Genomic DNA, 23837 nt, shown 5'->3' with positions numbered 1-23837 from the left:
TTACTTTGGATAAAAGATTTATTTAGCAAGCGGAAGCATAATAGTAAAACGTGCACCAGTTTTACACTTCCCAAGTGTAGGATCAATAATATTTTCGGCTGTAATTGTCCCATTATGAGCTTCGATGATTTGCCGACTAATAGAAAGGCCAAGTCCAGAGTTTTGCCCAAAAGCATCTTCATTTGGTCGATCTGTGTAAAAACGTTCAAAAATGCGTTCAATATTTTCTGAACGAATACCTGGGCCATTATCTTCAATGGTTAAAATAAGGGTTGAAGCATGACTTTTCATAGTAATGCAAATTTTGCCACGATTCCAAGGAATAAAAGAGCGCGCATTTTCAAGAAGATTTGAAATCACTTGCCCTAAACGGAGTTCATGTCCCAATACAAGATAGGCTTTTCCATGAGGACGTGGGACAATATTAAGGCTTATATCAATGGTTTGCGTATTACGATACACTTCCTGAACAGCATGAACAAGACTTTCCAAAAGCGGTGTCATATCAACAATCTCTGCGGTTTCTCGTGCAAGCTCTGCATCGAGCCGCGATGCATCAGAAATATCTGTAATCAACCGATCAAGGCGGCGCACATCATGTTGAATGATTTCCAGCAATTTCTCTTGTGCTTCTTCATTTTTAGCCAGAGGGAGCGTTTCAACAGCACTGCGTAGAGAGGTGAGAGGATTTTTTAATTCGTGGCTTACATCCGCAGCAAAGCGTTCAATGGCTTCAATACGCATATAAAGGGCATTAGTCATATCACGAATAGAAGTTGAAAGGTGACCAATTTCATCTTCACGCATTGAAAAATCAGGAATTTCTACACGCTGATTATTGCCATTACGCACTCGATTAGCCGAGGCAGATAATTTACTTAATGGATGGGCAATCGTATGGGCCAAAAAGAGAGAAAGAACCAAAAGTACGCTACCTACAACGGCAAAAACTTTAAAGATAACCAGTCTTTCTCCCTTTACAATGTTATCAATATCGGAACCCGTGGTTGAAAGAAGAAGAGCTCCAACCACTGCGCGATAGCGTTGAACAGGAACGGCAACAGAAACAATTAATTGCCCTTGTCTGTTGCGTCTTTTAGCCGTAGCAAGAGATCCGTTTAATGCGCGGTACACTTCTGGATAAGCAATACCACTGGTTTTTGTTTGTTCTCTGTCAAGAGCAATACCTTTGCCATAAAATGCGCTTGAATACCATGAAGTAAGGCGATCCCACATGTTTTGTTCTGTTTTAAGAGGGGGTAAATCATAACTAAAAACTTCTCCACTAGAATAAAGAACGCGCGAATCAAGAAGGAGAGTAGCATCACGATCATAGATACGTGCTCTTGTTGTTTTAGGTGTAATAAGACGCCGTAAAAGAGGGGCAACTTGCTCAGGGTTAATAGGAAAATCCCAAGAATCGGTTGATTGAGGGGCGGGTGTAACGCTTTCACCAGTCTGTAACTCTAAGAGTTTTTGGGGGTCAATGAGGATAGAATTTGTATCTACTGTTGCAGAAGCAGCAATAGCCCCAGCAATAATTTTTCCTTGGGTACATAAACTTTTAATTTTTGCTTCAATTAAACCATCGCGAAATTGGTTAAGGTATAAAATTCCTGTAACTAAAACGGCAAGAGCAGCAATGTTTAATATAACAATGCGACGTGTAAGGCTGGAAAAAAGCAATTGTCTAAAGAGACGTTGTGTTCGAAGATGCAAACGAGCAAACATAAGAAATGGCGTTGAGGATGTACCATTAACGGTTGTTTTTTGTAAAGTTTCCAGTTGAGAATTGTCTGTCATCGATTTGATTGCCGTTCAAATTTTTGCGACAAAATAGTTTTATACCTCGTGGAAACGATAACCTACACCATAAAGTGTTTCAATCATTGCAAAATCATCATCCACTTGTTTAAACTTTTTACGCAGACGTTTAATGTGACTATCAATGGTGCGATCATCTACGTAGACTTGATCACTATAAGCAGCATCCATTAAAGCATCACGACTTTTTACAACTCCTGGTCTTTGTGCTAAGGTTTGCAGAATCAAAAATTCCGTAACGGTTAAAATAACAGGTTTATCTTTCCATGTACAGGTGTGGCGTTCTTGATCCATCACAAGATCTCCACGTTTGAGAGAAGAGGTGGAAGAAGTTCCTGTAGCAAGCGGTTGGTTACGTGCATTAGAACGGCGTAAAATAGCTTTCACGCGTTCAATAAGAAGACGTTGGGAGAAAGGTTTCGTAATAAAATCATCAGCTCCCATTTTGAGACCAAATAATTCATCAATTTCATCATCTTTAGAGGTAAGAAAAATAACTGGAAGATCAGATTTTTGACGCAAACGACGCAAGAGTTCCATCCCATCCATTCGGGGCATTTTAATATCAAAAATAGCTAAGTGTGGAGGGTGAAGTGTGAGACCCTTGAGTGCAGATGCTCCATCTGTATAGCTTTCAACCCGATATCCTTCTGTCTCAAGCGCAAAAGACAAAGATGTCAAAATATTGCGATCATCATCAACAAGTACAATCGTTTGCGTGATTGTTGGTGTATCTTTCATGGTTTCTTAGACCTTTCTATTGCTGTGGTAGCAAATTACCCACACTTATTTATATGGGAGTTCATATTTTTTTTGCAAAACAAATATGATACAAATTGTAGCAAAGTAAAAAACCTTTTGTCATTACTGTAAAATCTTGTTTTGCTTTCATAATTTATAATGTTTCTACGTCGATTAAGATCCCTTCATTTGAGAGAAAATTTTCATAAAGGCTTTTTTTATCAAGGTTTATTACAAAGTTTATTATTGTCCTTGTTCCATAATTGAACAGGTATAGTTTTGATTGTTGAAGTTTAGAAAATCTGCCTATGTGTTTTAAGAGCAAAGAAAAGAATGTGGCAATATATGCACAAAAATTTGTTTCTGCTACACGAAAGGAGGTCGTAATGGGATTTTTTAATTTTATTAAAACTGTAGGGGAAAAGTTAGGTATTGGGGACCATGAACCAAAAGAAAAGGATTTTAAAAGAGCATTTGATCATTTTCAACTCGGTACAGAAAAAGTAAATATTCAAGTTGAAGACGGTAAAGCTATTTTAAGCGGTGAAGTTCCAGACAGGGAAACACTTGAAAAAGCACTGCTGGTTGTTGGCAATACACAAGGTATCTCTTCTGTAGATGTTGATCAATTAAAGGTCATAGATACAACGCCTAGAAAAACTTCTCGCTTTTATGAGGTTAAATCGGGTGATAATCTTTGGAAGATTGCTGAAGAGGTTTATGGAAAAGGGCAAGGTAATAAAAACACATTTATTTTTGAAGCCAATAAGCCAATGCTAAAATCTCCCGATAAAATTTATCCTGGACAAGTTTTACGTATTCCTGAAATTGACCATAGTTAATTCATCAAAGGGGATAATTTTTTACTGATGGCATTAAACAAAAAATAAAGAAGCGTAAAAAAAATTCACGCTTCTTATAAAGTGTGTATTTATAATAAAAGGAGCTTAGTGAACAAGAGAGGATTTAGAAGGTGATGGTGCTTTCATAGCGTTTACAGAGAAATCAACATCAATGGTTCCTGCTTTCTCAAATGTCAATTTTGCGCTAATTTTATCACCTAACTTGAATGGTTTTGAAATCCCCATAAACATAATATGATCACCGCCAGGCTTAAGCGTGATTTCTCCATTTCCAGGAATTTCAATGCCATTGTGCATTTTTTCCATTTTCATAATATCATTAACGACAGCCATAGAGTGTATCTCTGTTGTTTTTACTCCGTTTGTGGAAATAGCAACCAAACGGTCTGGGGTATTACTGTGATTAATAATGTAGAGATAACCGCTACCAACTCTTATACCTCTAGGTGTTTCGCGTGTCCAAGGATTGAGAATTTCTATGTCGCCAAGTTTATATTGCTGAGCACTTGCAGGCAGGGTTATACCAGCAAAGAGAAGAGCACACACGATATTTATGATAACCTTATTGTATGGATATTGTGTATGTATTATATTCTTAAAGATGAGATTTGTTATTTTCTTAATAATAGATATCATCATTGATTTACCCTCCTTCATAAGATTCACACTTTGAATATTTTTTATTTTAGCAGAGCTTTTGTTTAAAATAAAAGAAAGAAATGCTAAAATGAAATTGATTTGAATATGAGAATAAAAATCATAGAATTCTTGGATTTTAAAAGAAGACAGTAAGGTTTACAATGACAACACACCTCTCAATGCTTCCGTGTTCATCTCATAAATAGTATTTGTAAATGGTATAAAATCTATGATGCATCACTATTTTACTTAATGAAGATATAATACAAAACAATCATCAACCACTTTACCAATTTTAATATTATGACAGCTTTTGGCGTTTTAAAGCGTTTATACAGAGGCGTTTTTATATATTTTTAAAGTTCAAAATTATACAGTTAAGAAAAAACGCTTTAGGTGAGTTTAAAGCACAGCTTTCAAATAGCCGCAAACAATGAGACCGTTAGAAAGAGAATTTTTGAAAGGAGATCGATAGATAATGCCTTTACGGATGTGAGCATTAGATATGATGACTATGTTAGTCCAAGGAAAATTTATAATATTCGTGATATAAATTATTCGCCTTTTAAAAAGCTTTTATGGAAGTATGATTTTATCAATGATGAGAAGATCAAGAGCGAGAGTGCAATCACTCTTTTTATTTTTTTAATTTTTATAGAAAAATATATTTGTTGAGAATTGCAAGAAAAATATATTATGATCTCAAGTCTCTCATAAATATGGTATTTATGGGTCATTAGAGTGCCTATTTTAAAATAAATTTTTTATTTTGGAGATGTTTCTCTCATTATTCTCTTGTAGCAATAAAAGCCTGTTCTTATATACGAGGCAGCAAGGCTTGTTGCGACTTGCAGTTTATTATTTATTTATGTTGCTTGAAGCAATATACGGGCTTTAGGTGTTATGAGGAGCTATCTTAAAAAGATGCTTTATGAAGGTTGAGGTAGCTTGCTGAATGGAGATTATAATATGGCAAAAGTAATTGGTATTGATTTGGGGACAACGAACTCTTGTGTGGCTGTTATGGATGGCAAAAACGCAAAAGTTATTGAAAACTCAGAAGGAGCGCGAACAACACCTTCGGTTGTTGCCTTTACTGATGGGGGGGAGCGGCTTGTTGGGCAGCCTGCTAAACGGCAGGCGGTGACAAATCCTGAAGGGACAGTTTTTGCAGTTAAACGTTTGATAGGGCGCCGTTTTGATGACCCTATGGTTGAAAAAGATAAAGCACTTGTTCCTTATAAAATTGTTAAAGGTGACAATGGTGATGCATGGGTTGAAGAAGCGGGTAAGAAATATTCTCCATCACAAATTTCAGCTATGATTTTGCAAAAGATGAAGGAAACAGCAGAATCTTATCTTGGTGAAAAAGTTGAACAAGCGGTTATTACGGTTCCTGCTTATTTTAATGATGCACAACGTCAAGCTACGAAAGACGCGGGTAAAATTGCTGGACTTGAAGTTTTAAGGATTATTAATGAGCCAACTGCTGCTGCTTTAGCTTATGGTTTGGACAAAAAAGACGGAAAGACAATAGCTGTTTACGACCTTGGGGGTGGTACATTTGATATTTCAGTCCTTGAAATTGGAGATGGCGTTTTTGAAGTTAAATCAACCAATGGGGATACGTTTTTAGGGGGTGAAGACTTTGATATGCGCCTAGTTGGTTATTTTGCAGATGAATTCAAAAAAGAGCAAGGAATTGATCTGAAAAATGATAAACTCGCTTTACAGCGCTTAAAAGAAGCGGCAGAAAAAGCAAAGATTGAGCTTTCTTCGTCACAGCAAACAGAAATCAATTTACCATTTATCACGGCAGATCAATCCGGTCCCAAGCACTTAACAATGAAATTGACTCGGGCAAAATTTGAATCTCTGGTTGATGATTTAGTGCAGCGTACCATCGAGCCTTGTAAAGCTGCGTTGAAAGATGCTGGATTAAAGGCTGGTGAAATTGACGAAGTTGTTTTAGTGGGTGGTATGACACGTATGCCCAAGATTCAGCAAGTTGTGCAGAGCTTTTTTGGCAAGGATCCCCACAAAGGCGTTAATCCTGATGAAGTGGTCGCAATGGGTGCTGCCATCCAAGGCGGTGTATTGCAAGGCGATGTCAAAGACGTTTTGTTGTTAGATGTAACGCCTTTATCTTTGGGCATTGAAACCTTGGGTGGGGTTTTCACACGCCTTATTGAGCGCAATACCACTATCCCAACAAAAAAATCGCAAGTTTTTTCAACCGCTGATGATAACCAGAATGCTGTAACGATTCGCGTTTTCCAAGGTGAACGGGAAATGGCAAGTGATAATAAGTTATTGGCTCAATTTGATCTTGTTGGTATTCCTCCAGCACCACGTGGTATACCTCAAATTGAAGTTACTTTTGATATCGATGCGAATGGTATTGTTAATGTTTCGGCCAAAGATAAGGGAACAGGGAAAGAGCATCAAATTCGTATTCAGGCATCAGGTGGTTTAAGTGATGCTGATATTGAAAAAATGGTAAAGGATGCAGAAGAGCATGCGGCTGAGGATAAAAAACGCCGTGAAGGTGTTGAAGCTAGAAATCAAGCGGAGGCTCTTATTCATTCAACTGAAAAATCGCTCAATGAATATGGCGATAAAGTATCAGCTGAAGAAAAGGGACAGATTGAAACAGCAATATCTGATTTGAAATCTGCGCTTGAAGGAAGTGATACGGAAGAAGTAACAACAAAGATGCAAAAATTAGCAGAAGTCAGTATGAAGCTTGGACAGGCTATGTACGAAGCCTCACAAGCAGCGAGCGCTGATACTGAAACAGAGACAAAGAATGATGATGTTGTCGATGCTGATTTTGAAGAAGTTAATGATAAGAAGAAATAGTGTCAGCATATGTGTTGATTAATTTATAAACCCGGCCTTTGAAATATAAGGCTGGGCTTTATTATTTGAGATAAGTTGCAACTTTGTTGCTAAAAATATAAATTAAAAGCAATATTATCCATAAAGATGGATGACAGAAAAACTATCAGGAATACATGATGAAGGTTGACTATTATGAAATTCTTGGCGTGACTCGTGAATGCGATGATAAAAAGTTGAAATCTGCTTTTCGTAAGTTGGCAATGCAATATCATCCTGATCGAAACGCGGGGGATAAAGAGGCAGAGCGAAAATTCAAAGAAATTGGCGAAGCCTATGAAGTTCTTAAAGACCCCCAGAAGCGTGCTGCTTATGACCGGTTTGGCCATGCGGCCTTTGAAAATAGTGGTGGTCAAGGGGGAGCAAATCCCTTTAGCGGTTTTGCTGCTGGTGGTGGATTTGCGGATATTTTCGAAGACTTTTTTGGTGAGATTATGGGAGGGACACACCGTAAGCGTGGTGATAGTCGCGAACGTGGTGCAGATTTGAGTTATAATATGGAAGTGACTTTAGAAGAGGCATTTTCAGGAAAAACTGCAGAAATTAATATTCCCAGTTCCGTCACGTGTGATGTTTGTGAAGGATCAGGGGCGAGAAAAGGCTCTAAGCCGCAAGTTTGTGGAACATGTCATGGCTCTGGTCGTGTGCGTGCAGCACAAGGTTTCTTTTCTATTGAGCGAACATGTCCTTCATGTCATGGACGTGGTGAAACTATTACGGATCCATGCCCCAAGTGTCAGGGAACACGGCGTATAGAGAAAAAACGTTCATTGAGCGTAAATGTTCCAGCTGGTATTGAAGATGGAACGCGTATTCGCCTTTCTGGTGAGGGTGATGCTGGTCTTCGTGGTGGTCCCAATGGTGATCTTTATATTTTCCTTTCCATTAAACCGCATGAGTTTTTTCAGCGAGAAGGAGCAGATCTTCACTGTCGCGTTCCTATTTCAATGGTAACAGCTGCTTTAGGAGGAGAGTTTGAAGTTTCTGACCTTGATGGTGTTAAAGCACGCGTTAAGATTCCAGAAGGGACACAAAATGGATGTCAATTCCGCCTTAAAGGCAAAGGTATGCCCATGTTGCGCCGTCAGCAAGCAAGGGGTGATCTTTACATCCATATCACGATTGAGACACCGCAGAAATTAACGCAAGAACAACGTGAATTGTTGCAAAAATTTGAAAAGCTCTCAAATCATGAGAATTCACCGCAATCACATGGTTTTTTTTCACGTATGAAAGAATTTTTTGAAAATCTTTCTGGTTAAAATATGTGAATATTCTCAAAATAATTAGAGAGAACTGTGGGAAAGTTATTTTCATTAAGCTTTCTATTGTCTCATAATCTTTAAAAAGAAAAGAGAGAGACAGCTAATTTAGGATAAACTCCTGTTGCTGATAGTTTTTATATTTCATGTGTTTTATGGATAAGTCTTATTTTTGAATGTCTATGACATTTTAAAAAGGGCTTATCCATATAAGAACGCAATTGAGTGATTGATAATAAATATTGCTAGTGTCATGATAAACGCCTTTATGCATTCAGTATTTTTTGTATTTATTTTTTTACTCAAAATTTCTTTTTAAAGGCCCTATAACAAAACTGTAAAATAGGTAGAAGCTTGCCAAGAAACGCTAAATAAGCTGTTAGGCAAACCATCTTATTTCAAATAAAGTATCAACTTCTTATAACCGATTTTATTTTTGGCATTTTTCATAGTTTTAATCACTGCTTCCTTTAAAATAAGGGTTATTTTATTCGGAATAGCTTTTACATGCCTCATCTCAGCTTTTAGCAGTAATCATGTCTTTTTAAATGCGGATTTAGTTTTGTATTTCTGATGTCAAAAATACTTCTTTCAGATAATAAAAAAACGCTATAATCAGATTTATTTTGTTCCAAAGAAATTATGAAATAGGATAATGCATGTTGAATACTAAAGAAGACATAACAAAATATGTCTTGAGATGCTTGATGCATCTCTCTTTTGGAGAAACAGATTTCATGGGATTCACCTAGTTGAATTTATTGGCATGATAAAAATTTGGTGGTGAGAAAGGGGGAGGTACTTTAGAAAAGAAAAAATAAATACAATAAAAATAGCACAATATGCTTAGAAAATAGCACGATATATTATTGAAATTGATGAGTGATATTTCATAAAATAATACAATTAAAACAATACATTAATAGAATTAAAAAATTCTAAAAAACATTGAATAATTCAAGTATGTATCGCTATGCAGAAAGAAAAAATTATTGACAGATCATGAAAATGAGAAATTTTATCAAATCTTACGAAGAGAGTAATCTAAACAATTAAATGCTTTTACAAAGATGCTTCTGAAGAGCTATCGCAATAAAATCACAATATATGATAATTTTGCAAAGCCTTTTTTCGATTTTACGATATAAAAAGATAAATTATTATGATTCTTCATAAGGAGCGTTCAGTTGATATTTTTTCATGTTTAATGATTGAAAAAAGTCAAATTTTTAAAACCAAAGTTATAGTTTATTGAGATAAACTATAAAGTGGTTGATCGATTTCTTAGCTTGGTAATATGTTAATTTTATTATTATAAGAAACTTTATTTTTATCTTACAAAATCAATGGTTGTATATATTCTTATTCATTGTTAAGTATCCATAGGGATAAACTAATGAGTTAAATATACAGCGTAGCTTAAAAAATTTGCTTTTCAATTTTATATATAAGATCATAAAATAATGACGTTTTTTTACGCCTATTTTGTTTAATTTTTTGCTGTCAATTTTTAAAGGACGTTTTTTGTGTTTCATCTTCGTAAATTAAAAGAAAATTGACGATTTTCAGGGGGATGGATAGAGTAAAGCTTGGTTTTATTGTTTTCACTTTTCCTAAATTTCATTAAGAGATGGTAAAAAGTGATGAGGAGGGCTCTATTGATGGATGATGCTAAAAACGATGATGTAGATGTTTTGGAAAAACAAGCAGCATTTTTATCGTCTGCTTTACCTTATATGCAAAAATATGAAAATGAAACGGTCGTGGTAAAATATGGCGGCCATGCTATGGGTGATCCTGCTTTGGGACGAGCATTTGCGCGTGATATTGCTCTATTAAAGCAATCGGGGATTAATCCTGTTGTTGTTCATGGTGGTGGGCCTCAAATTGCTAAAATTTTAATGAAAATGGGGATTGAATCACGATTTGAAAACGGATTACGGGTAACCGATGAGCGGATCGTTGAAGTGGTTGAAATGGTTTTAGCGGGTTCCATAAATAAAGAAATTGTTGCTCTCATCAATGCTGAGGGTGAATGGGCAATAGGATTATGCGGCAAGGATGGCAATATGGTTTTTGCCGAAAAGGCTTATAAAACTGTTATTGATCCTGATTCGCATATTGAACGTGTTTTAGATTTGGGGTTTGTTGGTGAGCCTGTTGAAGTTGACCGCACATTGCTAGATCTTTTAGCATGTTCTGAAATGATACCGGTTCTTGCTCCTGTAGCTCCAGGACGCGATGGTAAAACTTATAATATTAATGCTGATATTTTTGCTGGAGCTATTGCTGGTGCATTAGAGGCTAAACGCCTTTTATTTCTCACTGATGTTCCTGGTGTTTTGGATAAACAGGGTAAACTTTTAAAAGAATTGACAGTTTCTGAAGCTGAGAAATTTATTAAAAATGGGACAATTTCAGGAGGGATGATTCCAAAAGTAGAGACTTGTATAAAAGCCCTTCAAAATGGCGTGGAAGGTGTTGTCATTTTAAATGGTAAAACTCCTCATTCTGTTTTACTAGAGCTGTTTACCGAACAGGGAGTTGGAACGCTTATTGTTTCATAAATTGTGAGGAAAATTGGAAGAGAAAGTTTTTCATGGTGAGTCTAAAACAGTTTAAATATCCTTTATTAAGTAAGCCAGAATTGGCAATATTTACTGCGACAATATTGTGGGGCATTACATTTTTAGTCATTCACATTGCGGTACGCTATAGCGGTCCTCTGTTTTTTGTTGGATTTCGTTTTATTGTTGCATCTCTTATATGTGGGGTAGTTTTTTGGCGCTCTATAAAAGGGATAACTGTTTATGAAGTTTTCGCTGGGATGGCGATTGGTTTAGCCATGTTTTTGGGTTATGCTTTTCAAGCAGCTGGACTTCAAACGATTATTAGTAGTCAGTCGGCTTTTATCACAGCGCTTTATGTACCTATGGTTCCAATTTTGCAATGGATTGCTTTTAAAAAACCTCCCCGTTTAGCTTGTTGGATTGGCATTATTTTCGCTTTTATTGGGCTTGTATTTATTTCAGGACAAAAGCCGGGAAATTTTGATTTTTCAAAAGGCGAAATTTTAACTTTGTTAGGCGCTTTAGCGATTGCAGCAGAAGTTATACTCATCGGAATTTTTGCGAACAAGGTTGATAGTCGGCGTGTGACCATTATTCAGTTATTTTTTAGTGGTTTTTTTTCATTTGCTTGTATGCCTTTGATGGGAGAAAGCATTCCTGAATTTTCGTGGGTTTGGTTTAATATTGGTATAGGATTGGCATTAATGAGTGCCATCATTCAATTAGCTATGAATTGGGCACAAAAGTCTATTTCCCCTACGCGTGCGACACTCATTTACGCAGGTGAACCGGTATGGGCTGGTATTGTTGGGCGTTTGGCTGGAGAACATTTATCTCCCTTAGCTTTATTGGGCGGTTTGCTTATTCTGATTGGAATCATTGTGGCTGAATTACAACCTTCACAATGGCGTAAAAAAAATAAAGCAATTAAAAAAATTGATTAGCTATACATTTTTTTATTGTGATTTTATTGCATGAGCTTTTTGCTTATAGAGTTTTCATTTTTGGAGCTTTTTTAATATTCAGATGATTAAGAAGTTCTATAAGTTATTCCAGCTTTTGCATACCAAATTGGAGAAATAGTATGCTTCTATCTGTTTGTCTGATTTCTGAACCGAGCAGACAACCTTCATTGAGCCAAAGCATGAGGTGATATAAAGGTAAAAATTAACGCTCATCTTTAAATTCGGCTTTAACAACTTTCAAAAACATCTACGGTAATGTTTTTGAATAATGAAAATTACGCACTGTCGCACGTTATTTCTTTTGTCCTTTAATAGAGTTACGCTTCTCACGCAAAATAGAACGCCCAAAGTATCCCCATAACGTTGTACATTAAAGCGTTTTTTTAAAGATAATTTTCTCAATATACATTATATTCATTGACGGTTTGCATGAAGTATAGAAAAACCACAGAGCATCATCATTTTACTTAAAATAAAAGGCACGAGCATTTTCTTTATCTGTTCTCAATATTACGATAGCTTTTGGCATTTTGAAAGAGAGAGGTATTTTTACTCATTTCTTAAACGTTTTTATCCATACACTAGCTCTGTTTTATAATGGGGGAGCAAAAAATTTATTGATTCATTATGAGAAGATTTAAAATGAGAGAAGCTCGCGATATTCAGAGCTTTAATTTAAATTGCAAAACAATAAACGATCATTATAAATCAATGCGTTATCCAATGAATCGAAGAGGATTGGTGTGTTTTATATTGAATGGAGGAAGGAAGGAGTTGTATAAAAAGTATATAAAACATCACTCAATAGAGCATATTTCTAAAGTTTTAAAAATTGAGAAGAAACTCTCTCGATATTCATGTTATTTTATATAAGATTGCTAAAAAAGCAGATTATTGCGTACAAATAAAAAAGCATTTCTTACGAATTTTATTGCAATCCTAAGTGATATATACGCCTATCATATAAATATGATAATACATTGATTTATAATGATAATATAGCATTATTTACATTGAATTAGAACCTTGAATACTGTAAAACTTTCTCACGTCAAATCATTTTCATGTTAAATCAATCCAAATCACTTGCTTACACGTCACAAGTGAATGAGTGGGGGGCATGTGGGTAAAGACTGTGCAAGAAAAGTATATCTCTGATAAACTTTTTCAAGTGTAAAGGATCGTCGCAATATTGGAGATTAGCAAAGTATGTGATGGTACTGGCTTATTACAGCATATGAGTCATCAAACAAGATGTGAAAAGATCATTTTAGGACCTTTTGTATTTAATTTCGCAAACAAAAGCCTTATTGTTTAGGCTATGAGAAGTTGTGTTTTGAGAAGCTTTTTTGGTTTATATTCTTTTGTAAGGAGCTAGAGCATAATTGGTCTTTGCGTTTTGTATTATTCTTTGCTAAATCGCCTTATATGACAGTAAATCGTAATTATATTCGTAATTTTTCCATCGTGGCGCATATTGATCACGGCAAATCCACTTTAGCTGATCGTTTGATTCAAATAACAGGTGGGCTTGATACACGTGAGATGAAAGAACAAGTACTCGATTCCATGGATATTGAGCGTGAACGTGGAATTACTATTAAAGCACAAACGGTACGTTTACGCTATAAAGCCAAGAATGGTGAGACCTATATTTTAAATCTTATGGATACACCTGGTCATGTGGATTTTGCTTATGAGGTTTCGCGTTCACTGGCAGCTTGTGAAGGCTCTCTTTTGGTGGTGGATGCAAGCCAGGGTGTAGAGGCGCAGACGTTAGCAAATGTTTATCAAGCCATTGATAATTCCCATGAGTTGGTTGTTGTTCTCAATAAGGTTGATCTTCCAGCAGCAGAACCTGAGCGAGTTAAAGAACAAATTGAAGATGTGATAGGCATTGATACATCTCAAGCAGTAGAAATATCAGCAAAAACAGGTTTGGGTGTTCCTGATGTTTTGGAGGCAATTGTTGCACAATTACCACCTCCACGTACAGGCGATGTTGCAAATCCCTTGAAAGCAATGCTGGTTGATAGCTGGTATGATGCATATCTTGGTGTCATTGTTTTGGTACGGGTGATAGATGGTATTTTAAAAAAAGGCCAAACCATTCGTATGATGGGTACAGGTGCAAAATATCCAGTTGAGCGCGTTGGGGTTTTTACACCTAAAATGGTACAGGTTGATGAGTTAGGACCAGGCGAGATTGGTTTTATCACTGCTTCTATCAAAGAGGTAGCAGATACACGGGTTGGGGATACGATTACTGAAGAGCGCCGTCCTTGTGAAAATGCTTTACCTGGTTTTAAGCCTGCGCAACCGGTTGTTTTTTGTGGGCTTTTTCCAATTGATGCTGCTGATTTTGATGATTTGCGTGCAGCCATGGGCAAATTACGCTTAAATGATGCGAGTTTTTCTTTTGAAATGGAAACATCTGCGGCTTTGGGGTTTGGTTTTCGCTGTGGCTTTTTAGGACTTCTGCATCTTGAAATTATTCAAGAGCGATTAGAGCGTGAGTTTAATTTGGATTTAATTGCGACAGCACCTTCAGTTGTTTATCGCATGAATATGAATGATGGTTCTGTTAAAGAGTTACATAATCCAGCGGATATGCCTGATGTGGTTAAAATTTCTTCCATAGAAGAACCATGGATTCGGGCGACAATCATGACTCCTGATAATTATCTTGGGTCAATTTTAGAGCTATGCCAAGAGCGGCGCGGGGTACAGGTTGGGTTATCCTATGTTGGAACCCGTGCTATGGTAACGTATGATTTACCACTGAATGAAGTTGTTTTTGATTTTTATGATCGGCTAAAATCAATCTCCAAGGGTTATGCTTCTTTTGATTATCAAATGACAGATTATGCAGAAGGTGATTTAGTTAAAATGTCTATTTTGGTGAATGGAGAGCCTATTGATGCATTATCGATGCTTGTTCACCGCACGATTGCAGAAAAGCGCGGGCGTTCAATGTGCGAAAAACTGAAAGATCTTATTCCTCAGCATATGTTTCAGATTCCAGTTCAAGCGGCTATTGGTGGTAAAGTTATAGCGCGCGAAACGATTCGTGCTTTGCGTAAAGATGTAACAGCGAAATGTTACGGGGGTGATGTTACGCGTAAGCGCAAACTTTTGGAAAAGCAAAAAGAAGGCAAAAAGCGGATGCGCCAATTTGGAAAAGTAGAAATTCCACAATCGGCATTTATTCAAGCGCTCAAAATGAACAAATAATGAAAAAAGGAGTATTTTCCTTCATTGATTGTGTTTTGCTTTTGTCGGTTGGTTCCGTTGTTCAAGAGTGCTTTTTAATGGAAATTGCGCAATATTCACACTTTTGGGTATAGTGTTTTTCATTGTGTCATGTTGCTCACGTAAAACAGAATGCTTTAAACAAAATACGTTTGTGTTGCATATTTGTGCACTTGTTTCAAAGAAACATTTCTCAATACATCAAACTCCATTTCACAACGGGGACTGTAACAAAATATAATGTAAAATACACTGTGAATGATATAAAATCCATTTGGCATTACCGCCTTTACGCGTCAGAAAGGCGCAAAGCGCACCCATTATACTCTTTTTCAGCTCAAAATATTATGACAGTCCTTATCACTTGAGAGAATTCATTAAAGGTATTTACTCTATTTCTTAAAGTATTTTTTGCCCACACACCAACTGTGTTTGTAACGAGCAAGGAAATGATAGTGATTGATTCACTATGAAAGGATTTAAAATGAGAGAATCCTTGTATTCGAGGTTATTATTCAAGTTAAAAAACGAAGCAATATTATTATGCATTAATCTTGTGTCTAAGAACGTAAAAGATCATTAATAGATGTTTTTTCTCGTGTTTTTTGATCAACGCGTTTTACAATAACAGCACAATAAAGGTTTGGGCCTGCTTCACCATTTGGTAAAGGTTTTCCGGGGAGAGAACCTGGTACAACCACTGAATAGGCTGGTACTTCACCAATAAAAATTTCACCTGTTGTACGATCAATAATCTTTGTTGATTTTCCAATAAAGACTCCCATTCCCAAAACAGCACCTTCACGGATAATACAGCCTTCAACAATTTCAGAGCGCGCACCGATAAAGCAATGATCTTCAATGATGGTTGGATTTGCTTGCAATGGTTCTAAAACACCTCCAATACCAACACCGCCAGAAAGATGGACATGTTTACCAATTTGTGCACAAGAACCAACGGTGGTCCATGTATCAACCATTGTGCCCTCATCAATAAAAGCACCAAGATTGACAAAGGATGGCATCAATATAACGTTTGGTGCAATGTAAGCAGAATGGCGCACAATGGCTCCAGGAACGGAACGGAAATTAGCACTTTTAAAATCTGCTTCTTGCCAACCAGAGAATTTTGAAGGAACTTTATCCCACCAATGTGTTCCATTTACACCACCGGCAATAATTTGCATAGGGTTAAGCCGAAAAGAGAGCAAAACAGCTTTTTTCAACCATTGATGAACATGCCATTGTCCGTTTTTTTGTCGTTCTGCGACGCGAATTGCACCTTTATCGAGAAGATTCAATGCGTGTTCGACACTCTCACGAATTTCACCTTTTGTGGTAGTATCAATAGAATCACGATCATCAAATGCTTTTTCGATAATGATTTCAAGTTGTGTGAGATTGATCATGAACATAGTTCCGTTAAACAAGTTGAAAGCTTCAAGATTTATTCTCTATGACTTACGCGAAGAAATGTTTTCAGTCAATAAAACGATGAGGAAGTAGGACGGGTGCATGAAAAAAGGCTGTAAAGAAAAAAGAAAAAGGGAGCAAGAAAACTGGACACCACTTCTCCATGCGAAGGATACGCTACAACAAATCCATAAAGTCTCTAATTCAGTACAGGTGCGTTCGTCTACTTATCGTTTAGCCTATATCGATCAAGAGTTTATGATGCGTCCAGAGTTGCGCTCACAACGTATTAGTCTTGAATTTTTAAAGCCGGAAATAACCCTTAAAGAATATAATATTCAATCAACAGTTGTTTTGTTTGGTGGTGCGCGTATTCCTGAACCTGGGCAAGCAGCGTGGGCTGCAAAGAATGAAACACAAAAGAAAAATTTGCGTGCTATGTCATATTATTACGATGAAGCAAGAGAGTTTGCACGTTTGTGCTCACTCTATTCTGCTACGACACAATATCGTGAATTTGTAGTTATTACAGGGGGCGGACCAGGGATCATGGAGGCGGGAAATCGTGGTGCTTGTGATGTTGGTGCTCCAACAATTGGCTTGAATATTATTTTACCACATGAGCAAGAGCCTAATTCGTATGTTTCGCCGCATTTGTGTTTTAATTTTCACTATTTGGGGATACGAAAAATGCATTTTTTATTACGGGCGAAAGCATTAGCCATTTTTCCTGGAGGATTTGGGACTCTGGATGAACTGTTTGAAACGTTAACTTTAATACAGACGGAGCGTATGAAACAGGTACCAATTTTATTGTTTGGCAAAGAATTTTGGAGCAATGCTATCAACTTTGAGTATTTGTCTGCACAAGGTACGATCTCTCCCAGTGATGTTAATTTTATGAAATTTGTCAATACAGCAGCAGAAGCGTTTGAAGAAATTCGTTCTTTTTATAAGCTGCCTTAACAGTTTTGAGGCGTTAACTCTTGAAGGATAATTAATATTCCACTTTGGTTAAATAAAGTCCTGAAGGGGGGGCAACAACACCACAACGTTTACGATCTTTAGCGTGAAGAGCTGCTTCAAGATCTTGAGCTGTCCAACGTCCAATACCCACTTCCATGAGGCTTCCTGCAAATGAACGGATTTGATGATGAAGAAAAGAACGAGCTTGTGCATAAAGAAAAATTTCTTCACCTTCTCTTTGAATATCGAGACGTTCAAGGGTGCGAATAGGGCTTTGGGCTTGGCAATGTGCTGAACGGAAAGTGGTAAAATCATGTTGTCCGACAAGTTTTTGCGCAGCTTCATGCATGGCTTCAGCATTAAGAAGCTTTGGTATCCACCATACGCGTTTGGCATTTAGAGCTGGTGGAGAGCGACGATTGAGAATTTTAAAAAGATAATGGCGCTTTACAGCGGAAAATCGTGCATCAAAGTCATCAGGGACATTTTGTACGTTTAAGATTGAAATCGCTTCTCCCTGTTTACGTAAAAGAGCATTGAGCGCGTCACGCACAGTATGAGGGGGCCAGTTTTTTATGAAATCAACATGGGCAACTTGTCCCGTAGCATGTACTCCTGCATCCGTTCGTCCTGCTGTTGTTATGGTTAATTGTTGTCCACTGAAGCAAAAAATCGCTTGTTCAAGAGCTCCTTGTATCGTGTGAAGTTCTGCTTGACGCTGCCAACCAGCATAATTTGAACCATCATATTCAAGAGTGAGTTTAAAACGTGGCATCTTAAAAAACAGCAGAAATATGAGCGCCTCGCAAAAATGTTGCGCACTCAAGAATTTTACCGCCAGATCTTTGTAGAGAGGTTATTTCTATCCGTCCTTGCCCACAATGGATAATCAAAGAATCTGGTTCTATCCGTCCAATTTCAAGAGAAGGACCTGTTGTTAAGCGACTTTCAAGAATTTTTACACGTTCTTCTCGTCCACCGATATTCATATTGCACCAGCAACTAGGAGAGGGAGAGAGCGCGCGAATATGCCTATGAATAAACTCTGCAGGTTTTGTCCAATCAATGCGGGTCTCTTCTTTTCTAATTTTGGCCGCATAGGTAATGCCTTCCTCTGATTGTGGGGTCAGTTTAAGTTGTCCTTTTTCAAGAGTTGATAAAGTCTCTACCATAAGTTCTGCGCCAATATGTGAAAGTCTGTTTGAAAGCTCAGCAGTGGTGGTGTTATCAGTAATGGGGATGGAGCGAGAAAGAGCGATAGGCCCCGTATCAAGTCCTTCATCCATTTTCATGATCATGATACCTGTTTCTTTATCACCAGCCATAATTGCTCGTTGAATAGGCGCAGCACCACGCCAACGTGGTAAGAGTGAAGCGTGGGCATTAAAACAACCAAAACGCGGTGCTTCGAGAATAGCTTTAGGTAAAAGGAGTCCATAAGCCACCACAATAGCAGCATCAACAGAAAGTGCTGCAAATTTCTCTTGTTGTTCGGCTGTTTTAAGTGTTTGAGGCGTAAAGATAGGAATAGATTTTTCTTCTGCTGCGGTGTGAACAGCTGAGGGGATTAATTTCAGCCCCCGACGTCCTGCTGGACGAGGAGGTTGACTATAAACAGCAACAACATCATGACCAGCATCCAATAAAGCATGCAAAATGGGAACAGAAAAATCTGGTGTTCCCATAAAACTTAACCGTAATGCCATTACAAAACTGCTTCCTGCATGTTTTTTTCTTTTGCGCGTTTTTTAAATTTTCGTATCACCATATCGCGTTTGATCTTTGAAATGTAATCAATAAAAAGGCGCCCATCTAAATGATCAATTTCATGCTGCAAGCAAGTCGCCAAGAGATCATCTGCTTCAATTTCTATCTGCTTTCCTTCACGATCTTGATAGCGAACACAAAGGCGTTTAGGACGTTCCACTTCTGCAAAATAGTCAGGAATAGAAAGACAACCTTCTTTATAAATATTGCGCTCATCTGAAAGCCATAAAATCTCAGGGTTGATAATAACAAGCGGTTTTTTCTGCTCATCTTCAGAATTTCCAGAGACATCTATAACCAACATACGTAGTGGTATACCAATTTGAATAGCCGCAAGACCAACGCCCTTAGCATTATACATGGTCTCCAACATATCATCCGCAAGTTTTTGGAGAGCTGAATCAACCCGCTCAACGGGTTTGGACACTTCCCGTAAAATCGGATCAGGTAAAGTAACTAAAGATCTCATTGGCATAAGTAGAGATTAATCAATGGTTTTTTATTGGTCAATATTGAATAACGGATTCTTGCATTTTTTTATCATAAGAGCGTTATATTACTCTTTATGTTTGATTCGTTTTTTTCTATATTCGCTGGTGAGTTTTTTTCTAAATTAATCGTTTTACTTTTATTTACACTTGTCTGTTTGGCATTTTTTATGCTGATACATTTTCATAGAAAAAAAGCATTTTTAGAAAAAGAAATTGCTGAACGTGCGCGTGAGGCACAAATGCAGATGGCTACTTTGCTGAAGACACAAGCTGAAATGCAAGGGCGAATGCAAACGATGGCGGAAATTTTTGGTCAACGGCAAGCTGAACTGAATAAATCACTCAGTGAGCAACTCAATGGAATGACAACAAGCTTAGGTCAAACACTTCAGGTACAAACTAAATCCACTTATGAAAATTTGAATCGTTTGCAAGAGCGTTTAGCAGTGATTGATGCGGCACAAAATAATATTCAATCGCTTACGGGACAAGTTGTTCAGTTGCAGTCCATTTTAAGCAATAAGCAGACGCGTGGTACTTTCGGTCAAGGGCGGATGGAAGCAATTATTGCTGATGCCTTACCAGCAAATGCCTATGCTTTTCAGGCTGTTCTTTCCAACGGAAAGCGCCCAGATTGTCTGATTCATATGCCCAATAAAGCACCTTCTCTTGTTGTTGATGCTAAATTCCCTCTGGAAGCTTGGAATGCTATGCGTAAAGCCGCATCAACGCAAGAGCGTCAAGAGGCAGAACGCCAATTTCGTACCGATCTGGAAGTTCATATCCGTGATATTGCACAAAAATATTTGATTCCTGGAGAAACCCATGACACGGCTTTTCTTTTTGTGCCATCGGAATCGATTTTTGCAACAATTTATGAAGATTTTGAGCCATTGGTACAAAAAGCCAATAGATCCCATATAATTATTGTTTCACCGTCTTTGTTGATGCTCTCTGTCCAAGTGGTACAAACCATTATGAAAGATGCGCGGATGCGTGAACAAGCGCATTTAATTCAATCAGAAGTAGCAAAATTGATGGAAGATTTTGGACGAATGGATATGCGTGTTCGTGCATTACAGAAGCACTTTTACAAAGCAGGTGAAGATATAGAGGGTATTTTGATATCGTCTTCCAAAATTATGAAACGGGCAAATCGCATTGAAACTTTCGAATTAAAAGAAAATTACTCTGAGCCAACAAAAATGACAACATCCGCTCAGTCACAAACATTGCGTTTGGTTGATGAGGAATAACGCAAAACAATCTTCTTAAATATCACAAGTTAGATCACGCTCTTTATTGATTGGTAATCATTTTTTAGTATCTCTATCTTGTTTTATTTCTTAAACGAGAGGAATAGAGAATATGCGACACCTTTTGTTTTTAGGGGCATTGGTGTTTCTGCTAGAGGGCTGTGCAACAACCACTCCCACCCACACAAATAATGCTTGTGCTATTTTAGCACAAAAAAATGGTTTTTTTGATAATTGGGGAAGGGCGTCTCAAAGAGCAGAAATGCGTTATGGGATTCCTATGCCTATTATTCTTGCAACCATTAAGATGGAATCGAGCTTTCGTCACAATGCACGTCCTCCACGCAAAAAACTACTTGGTTTTATTCCATGGAAGCGTCGATCAACAGCCTATGGTTATTCTCAAGCGCTTGACAGTACATGGGCAATGTATCTTCGCTCTACAGGCAAATCTTTTGCATGGCGTACGAATTTTGCAGATTCTGCTGATTTTATTGCTTGGTACCATCGCCAAAGTGTTCAACGCAATGGTGTGAGATTTGATGATGCATATAGCCTTTATTTAAATTATCATATGGGGCATAGTGCTTATGCGCGTAGTGGGGGGCGTGTCACTGTTGCACTGTCACAGGCAGCACAGCGCATGGCGAGAATATCGAAGCTCTATGAACGGCAATTAAAGAGATGTGGGTGGCGTTAGGGAAGATTTTTGAAAATATCAATTAGGGAATTGATGTGGTAAAATCATTTGAGCGCAAAATTTCTTATGGTGCGATAAGGCTGTCTTGTTTTTCCGGTTTTCGAATAAAATAAATTGTTATTGAATAGAGTAAACTCAAGCGACAGAAAATTTTTACAATACACAATACATTTGTGCACACTCTCGATATTGTTATCCTCTTTGTTCAAAGAATTTACAATGGAAACAATCTTCCATTTAGCGCTGGGCTAAATACCACAGATTGTTGACAGAAATTTTTTAAAGATAATCTCTTTTTTATTTTTATTAAGCGTTTAAAATAGCAATCAAAAAAATGCGATTTCAGCATTATAAAGAGGTAAAAAATTCAATATAAAAAACGAAAAATGCATTAAACGAAAGAGCATCGTTTCATAAAAACTTTGCTTTGTATAAAAGGGGGTACAGCCTTCCAAAAGATTAATAGTATGAAGTATATCCATTCATTTTGCCTGTCCAGCTTAATTGAAAAAGTTATCTTTCCATGTTGTAAAACACTGTCATTTATAGGATGATAAGGTATATACAACTTTACACATAAAAATATTCAAGACAGGAATTGTCTATAGCATCTGTGAAGTAACAAACAAGCCTTCAGTGTTGTGATAGCGCTTGCATTTGAGGATATTTATGAAAAGCATTTTTATTCTTTTCTTAAACGGTTTTTTACTACAAATCATTATTTTATAACAATAATATTTCTTTATTCATATTGAATTAAGAGTTTTAAATAGCTTAGGATTCTATCATTTTAAATCTCTTGATGTTTAATCAAGAAAAACCATTGGCTTGTACATAAAGTGCAATTGGCATGTGGATAAAAACATCAAGAAAGGACTAAAAATGCCTCTTATAAAAATTTTTGCAACATGAGAGATTGAAAATATAATGATGGTACCGCTTTTCTCCTACACCTTCAACCTCGTTTGAGACGTGTAAGGAAACAAAGTTTATTAATTCAATATGTATGTGAAGGCTTATGATGAGAGAAGTTTACTCTGTTCGGAGTTATTATTTAATATATTAATAATTTATCATGATAAATCAATATGTTATTTAATAATTAACATACTTCAGTATTGAGCAGATGAACGCTATTCAATGGAGTATTTTTTAAAATTGGTAAGACATTTGATAAGACTAAAAATATTCAACAAGAGTCCTGATTCGCAATAATTGGAAAATATATCTTAATCTTCTATTCCCAAATCTCTGTTTAGGTACTTCTTACCTTTAAAAGGATATCGATAATCAACAGATTATGATTTTGTGGTGAAGAAGGATTTAAATATTGTCCTTTAAAATATAAGGTGTCAGTTAAACAGCCCCTTTTTTATTTCTGTGTAAAGCATAAAAAATGATCTCTTTTCATTGTTATGTAAAGTAAAACTTTACAATCCAACAAATGATTAAAAACGCATAATGGTAGCATTAAAGCAAGGAACATGCTACTGGAACAATGGTTACAGAGCATATAAACCTTTTAAATTGATTCACATTCTCGTTATAACTGATTCTCTTGATAAAAGAGCTGATCACTGATCCTTTTGGTGGAGCTAAGCGGGATCGAACCGCTGACCTCTTGCATGCCATGCAAGCGCTCTCCCAGCTGAGCTATAGCCCCTATAAAAACAAATTTTCCCAAAAGAACAATATACAATTCCAACTTTTTAAAGCGAGAAAAATTGAAGATCAAGAAGAATTTGTATTTAATGGAAAAGATACTTTCTGTTATTTTTCTTAAGCATCATCATCATTAGAAACACCGCCTCCGAGAATATCAGTAACGTCATCATCCTCATCGTCATCATCATGAGATAAAAATGTATCATCGTCATCACCGAGGTCTACATCACCATCTTCCAAATCAGGAAGATCGTCATCTTTAGAATCATCATCAACTTCTTCAAGAAGCATAAAAGCAGATTTTTCAAGTGCTGTATCAAGCTCTTCAGTATCAACTTCTTCTTCGTTGTTTGCTTCAGCTGCCGCAACCTCAAAATAAGAACGTGGATAAGAAATTCCTGTATAAGGTGACACAATAGGATCGCGATTTAGATCGTAAAATTTTTTTCCTGTTTCTGGATCAACACGTTTAGTTCCGAGTTCTTGTTTTGCCATAAGCCGTGCCTCTTTGATTAACTATTATTCCATTAAAAGATGAATTTTATGGTGCTTAATCGAAAAA

Annotated in this window: 17 protein-coding genes and 1 tRNA gene; 9 read left to right on the top strand and 9 right to left on the bottom strand. The window is 36.9% G+C overall.

Annotated elements, in window-relative coordinates; genetic code table 11:
• Nucleotides 1-18: 18 nt before the first annotated feature.
• Together ACFIJL_RS00455 and ACFIJL_RS00450 are read right to left on the bottom strand one after the other, a co-directional pair.
• Nucleotides 19-1803: a stimulus-sensing domain-containing protein gene (locus ACFIJL_RS00455; RefSeq protein ID WP_375622010.1), complete on the bottom strand. Its 1785-nt coding sequence runs from the start codon at nt 1801-1803 to the stop codon at nt 19-21.
• 39 nt (nt 1804-1842) lie between these two features.
• A complete protein-coding gene (locus ACFIJL_RS00450; protein WP_375622009.1) occupies nt 1843-2565 on the bottom strand; it encodes a response regulator transcription factor in 723 nt (240 codons plus the stop codon).
• A gap of 386 nt (nt 2566-2951) precedes the next feature.
• Between ACFIJL_RS00450 and lysM the strand changes: the two genes are divergently transcribed.
• Nucleotides 2952-3407, top strand: a complete 456-nt coding sequence (gene lysM / locus ACFIJL_RS00445; RefSeq protein WP_375622008.1) for a peptidoglycan-binding protein LysM — start codon at nt 2952-2954, stop codon at nt 3405-3407.
• Between the two features lie 105 nt (nt 3408-3512).
• Here lysM and ACFIJL_RS00440 read toward each other — a convergent pair whose 3' ends face one another.
• Nucleotides 3513-4067, bottom strand: coding sequence for a copper chaperone PCu(A)C (locus tag ACFIJL_RS00440; protein ID WP_375622134.1), 555 nt, complete (start codon nt 4065-4067; stop codon nt 3513-3515).
• A 969-nt stretch (nt 4068-5036) separates the two neighbouring features.
• Here ACFIJL_RS00440 and dnaK point away from each other — a divergent pair.
• The 5 genes from dnaK (at nt 5037) to lepA (ending at nt 14999) form a co-directional block, all read left to right on the top strand.
• A complete protein-coding gene (gene dnaK / locus ACFIJL_RS00435; RefSeq protein WP_375622007.1) occupies nt 5037-6929 on the top strand; it encodes a molecular chaperone DnaK in 1893 nt (630 codons plus the stop codon).
• Nucleotides 6930-7087: 158 nt separating this feature from the next.
• Complete coding sequence (gene dnaJ, locus ACFIJL_RS00430; RefSeq protein ID WP_375622006.1) at nt 7088-8230, top strand: molecular chaperone DnaJ; 1143 nt, start codon at nt 7088-7090, stop codon at nt 8228-8230.
• A 1661-nt stretch (nt 8231-9891) separates the two neighbouring features.
• Nucleotides 9892-10797 carry an acetylglutamate kinase gene (gene argB, locus ACFIJL_RS00425; protein WP_375622005.1) on the top strand — a complete coding sequence of 302 codons (906 nt, stop codon included), beginning with the start codon at nt 9892-9894 and terminating at the stop codon, nt 10795-10797.
• A gap of 32 nt (nt 10798-10829) precedes the next feature.
• On the top strand, nt 10830-11744 hold the full coding sequence (locus tag ACFIJL_RS00420; RefSeq protein ID WP_375622004.1) for a DMT family transporter: 915 nt from the start codon (nt 10830-10832) through the stop codon (nt 11742-11744).
• Between the two features lie 1449 nt (nt 11745-13193).
• On the top strand, nt 13194-14999 hold the full coding sequence (lepA, locus tag ACFIJL_RS00415) for a translation elongation factor 4 (RefSeq protein ID WP_375622003.1): 1806 nt from the start codon (nt 13194-13196) through the stop codon (nt 14997-14999).
• A 578-nt stretch (nt 15000-15577) separates the two neighbouring features.
• Here the strand turns inward: lepA and dapD are convergent.
• Complete coding sequence (gene dapD, locus ACFIJL_RS00410; RefSeq protein WP_375614320.1) at nt 15578-16426, bottom strand: 2,3,4,5-tetrahydropyridine-2,6-dicarboxylate N-succinyltransferase; 849 nt, start codon at nt 16424-16426, stop codon at nt 15578-15580.
• Nucleotides 16427-16532: 106 nt separating this feature from the next.
• Between dapD and ACFIJL_RS00405 the strand changes: the two genes are divergently transcribed.
• Nucleotides 16533-17396 (top strand): LOG family protein, encoded by an 864-nt coding sequence (locus tag ACFIJL_RS00405; protein WP_375622002.1) that lies wholly within the window; start codon nt 16533-16535, stop codon nt 17394-17396.
• A gap of 31 nt (nt 17397-17427) precedes the next feature.
• Here the strand turns inward: ACFIJL_RS00405 and truA are convergent, their stop codons facing one another.
• Genes truA through def form a run of 3 tightly spaced genes read right to left on the bottom strand, consistent with a single transcriptional unit; the run spans nt 17428 to nt 19638 of the window.
• The gene (gene truA / locus ACFIJL_RS00400; protein WP_375622001.1) at nt 17428-18171 is read right to left on the bottom strand and encodes a tRNA pseudouridine(38-40) synthase TruA; all 744 of its coding nucleotides are present in this window, start codon (nt 18169-18171) and stop codon (nt 17428-17430) included.
• 1 nt (nt 18172) lies between these two features.
• Nucleotides 18173-19102: a methionyl-tRNA formyltransferase gene (gene fmt, locus ACFIJL_RS00395; protein ID WP_375622000.1), complete on the bottom strand. Its 930-nt coding sequence runs from the start codon at nt 19100-19102 to the stop codon at nt 18173-18175.
• Entirely contained in the window at nt 19102-19638 is a 537-nt protein-coding gene (def, locus tag ACFIJL_RS00390) for a peptide deformylase (protein ID WP_375621999.1), read from the bottom strand. The genes fmt and def overlap by 1 nt, the downstream gene beginning before the upstream one ends.
• Before the next feature lie 90 nt (nt 19639-19728).
• On the opposite strand from def, the gene ACFIJL_RS00385 reads away from it, so the two are divergent.
• Together ACFIJL_RS00385 and ACFIJL_RS00380 are read left to right on the top strand one after the other, a co-directional pair.
• On the top strand, nt 19729-20910 hold the full coding sequence (locus ACFIJL_RS00385; protein ID WP_375621998.1) for a DNA recombination protein RmuC: 1182 nt from the start codon (nt 19729-19731) through the stop codon (nt 20908-20910).
• Nucleotides 20911-21022: 112 nt separating this feature from the next.
• Nucleotides 21023-21610 (top strand): hypothetical protein, encoded by a 588-nt coding sequence (locus ACFIJL_RS00380; protein ID WP_375621997.1) that lies wholly within the window; start codon nt 21023-21025, stop codon nt 21608-21610.
• A gap of 1587 nt (nt 21611-23197) precedes the next feature.
• On the opposite strand, the gene ACFIJL_RS00375 is transcribed toward ACFIJL_RS00380, so the two are convergent.
• Nucleotides 23198-23273 (bottom strand) — tRNA-Ala (locus tag ACFIJL_RS00375).
• A 116-nt stretch (nt 23274-23389) separates the two neighbouring features.
• Complete coding sequence (locus ACFIJL_RS00370; RefSeq protein WP_375621996.1) at nt 23390-23770, bottom strand: TIGR02300 family protein; 381 nt, start codon at nt 23768-23770, stop codon at nt 23390-23392.
• Nucleotides 23771-23837 lie beyond the last annotated feature (67 nt).

Source organism: Bartonella sp. TT119HLJHH (assembly GCF_042193385.1).
Classification (GTDB): domain Bacteria; phylum Pseudomonadota; class Alphaproteobacteria; order Rhizobiales; family Rhizobiaceae; genus Bartonella.
The sequence above is the reverse complement of the archived record's forward strand: the minus strand, read 5'-3'. Positions and strand labels throughout refer to the sequence as shown.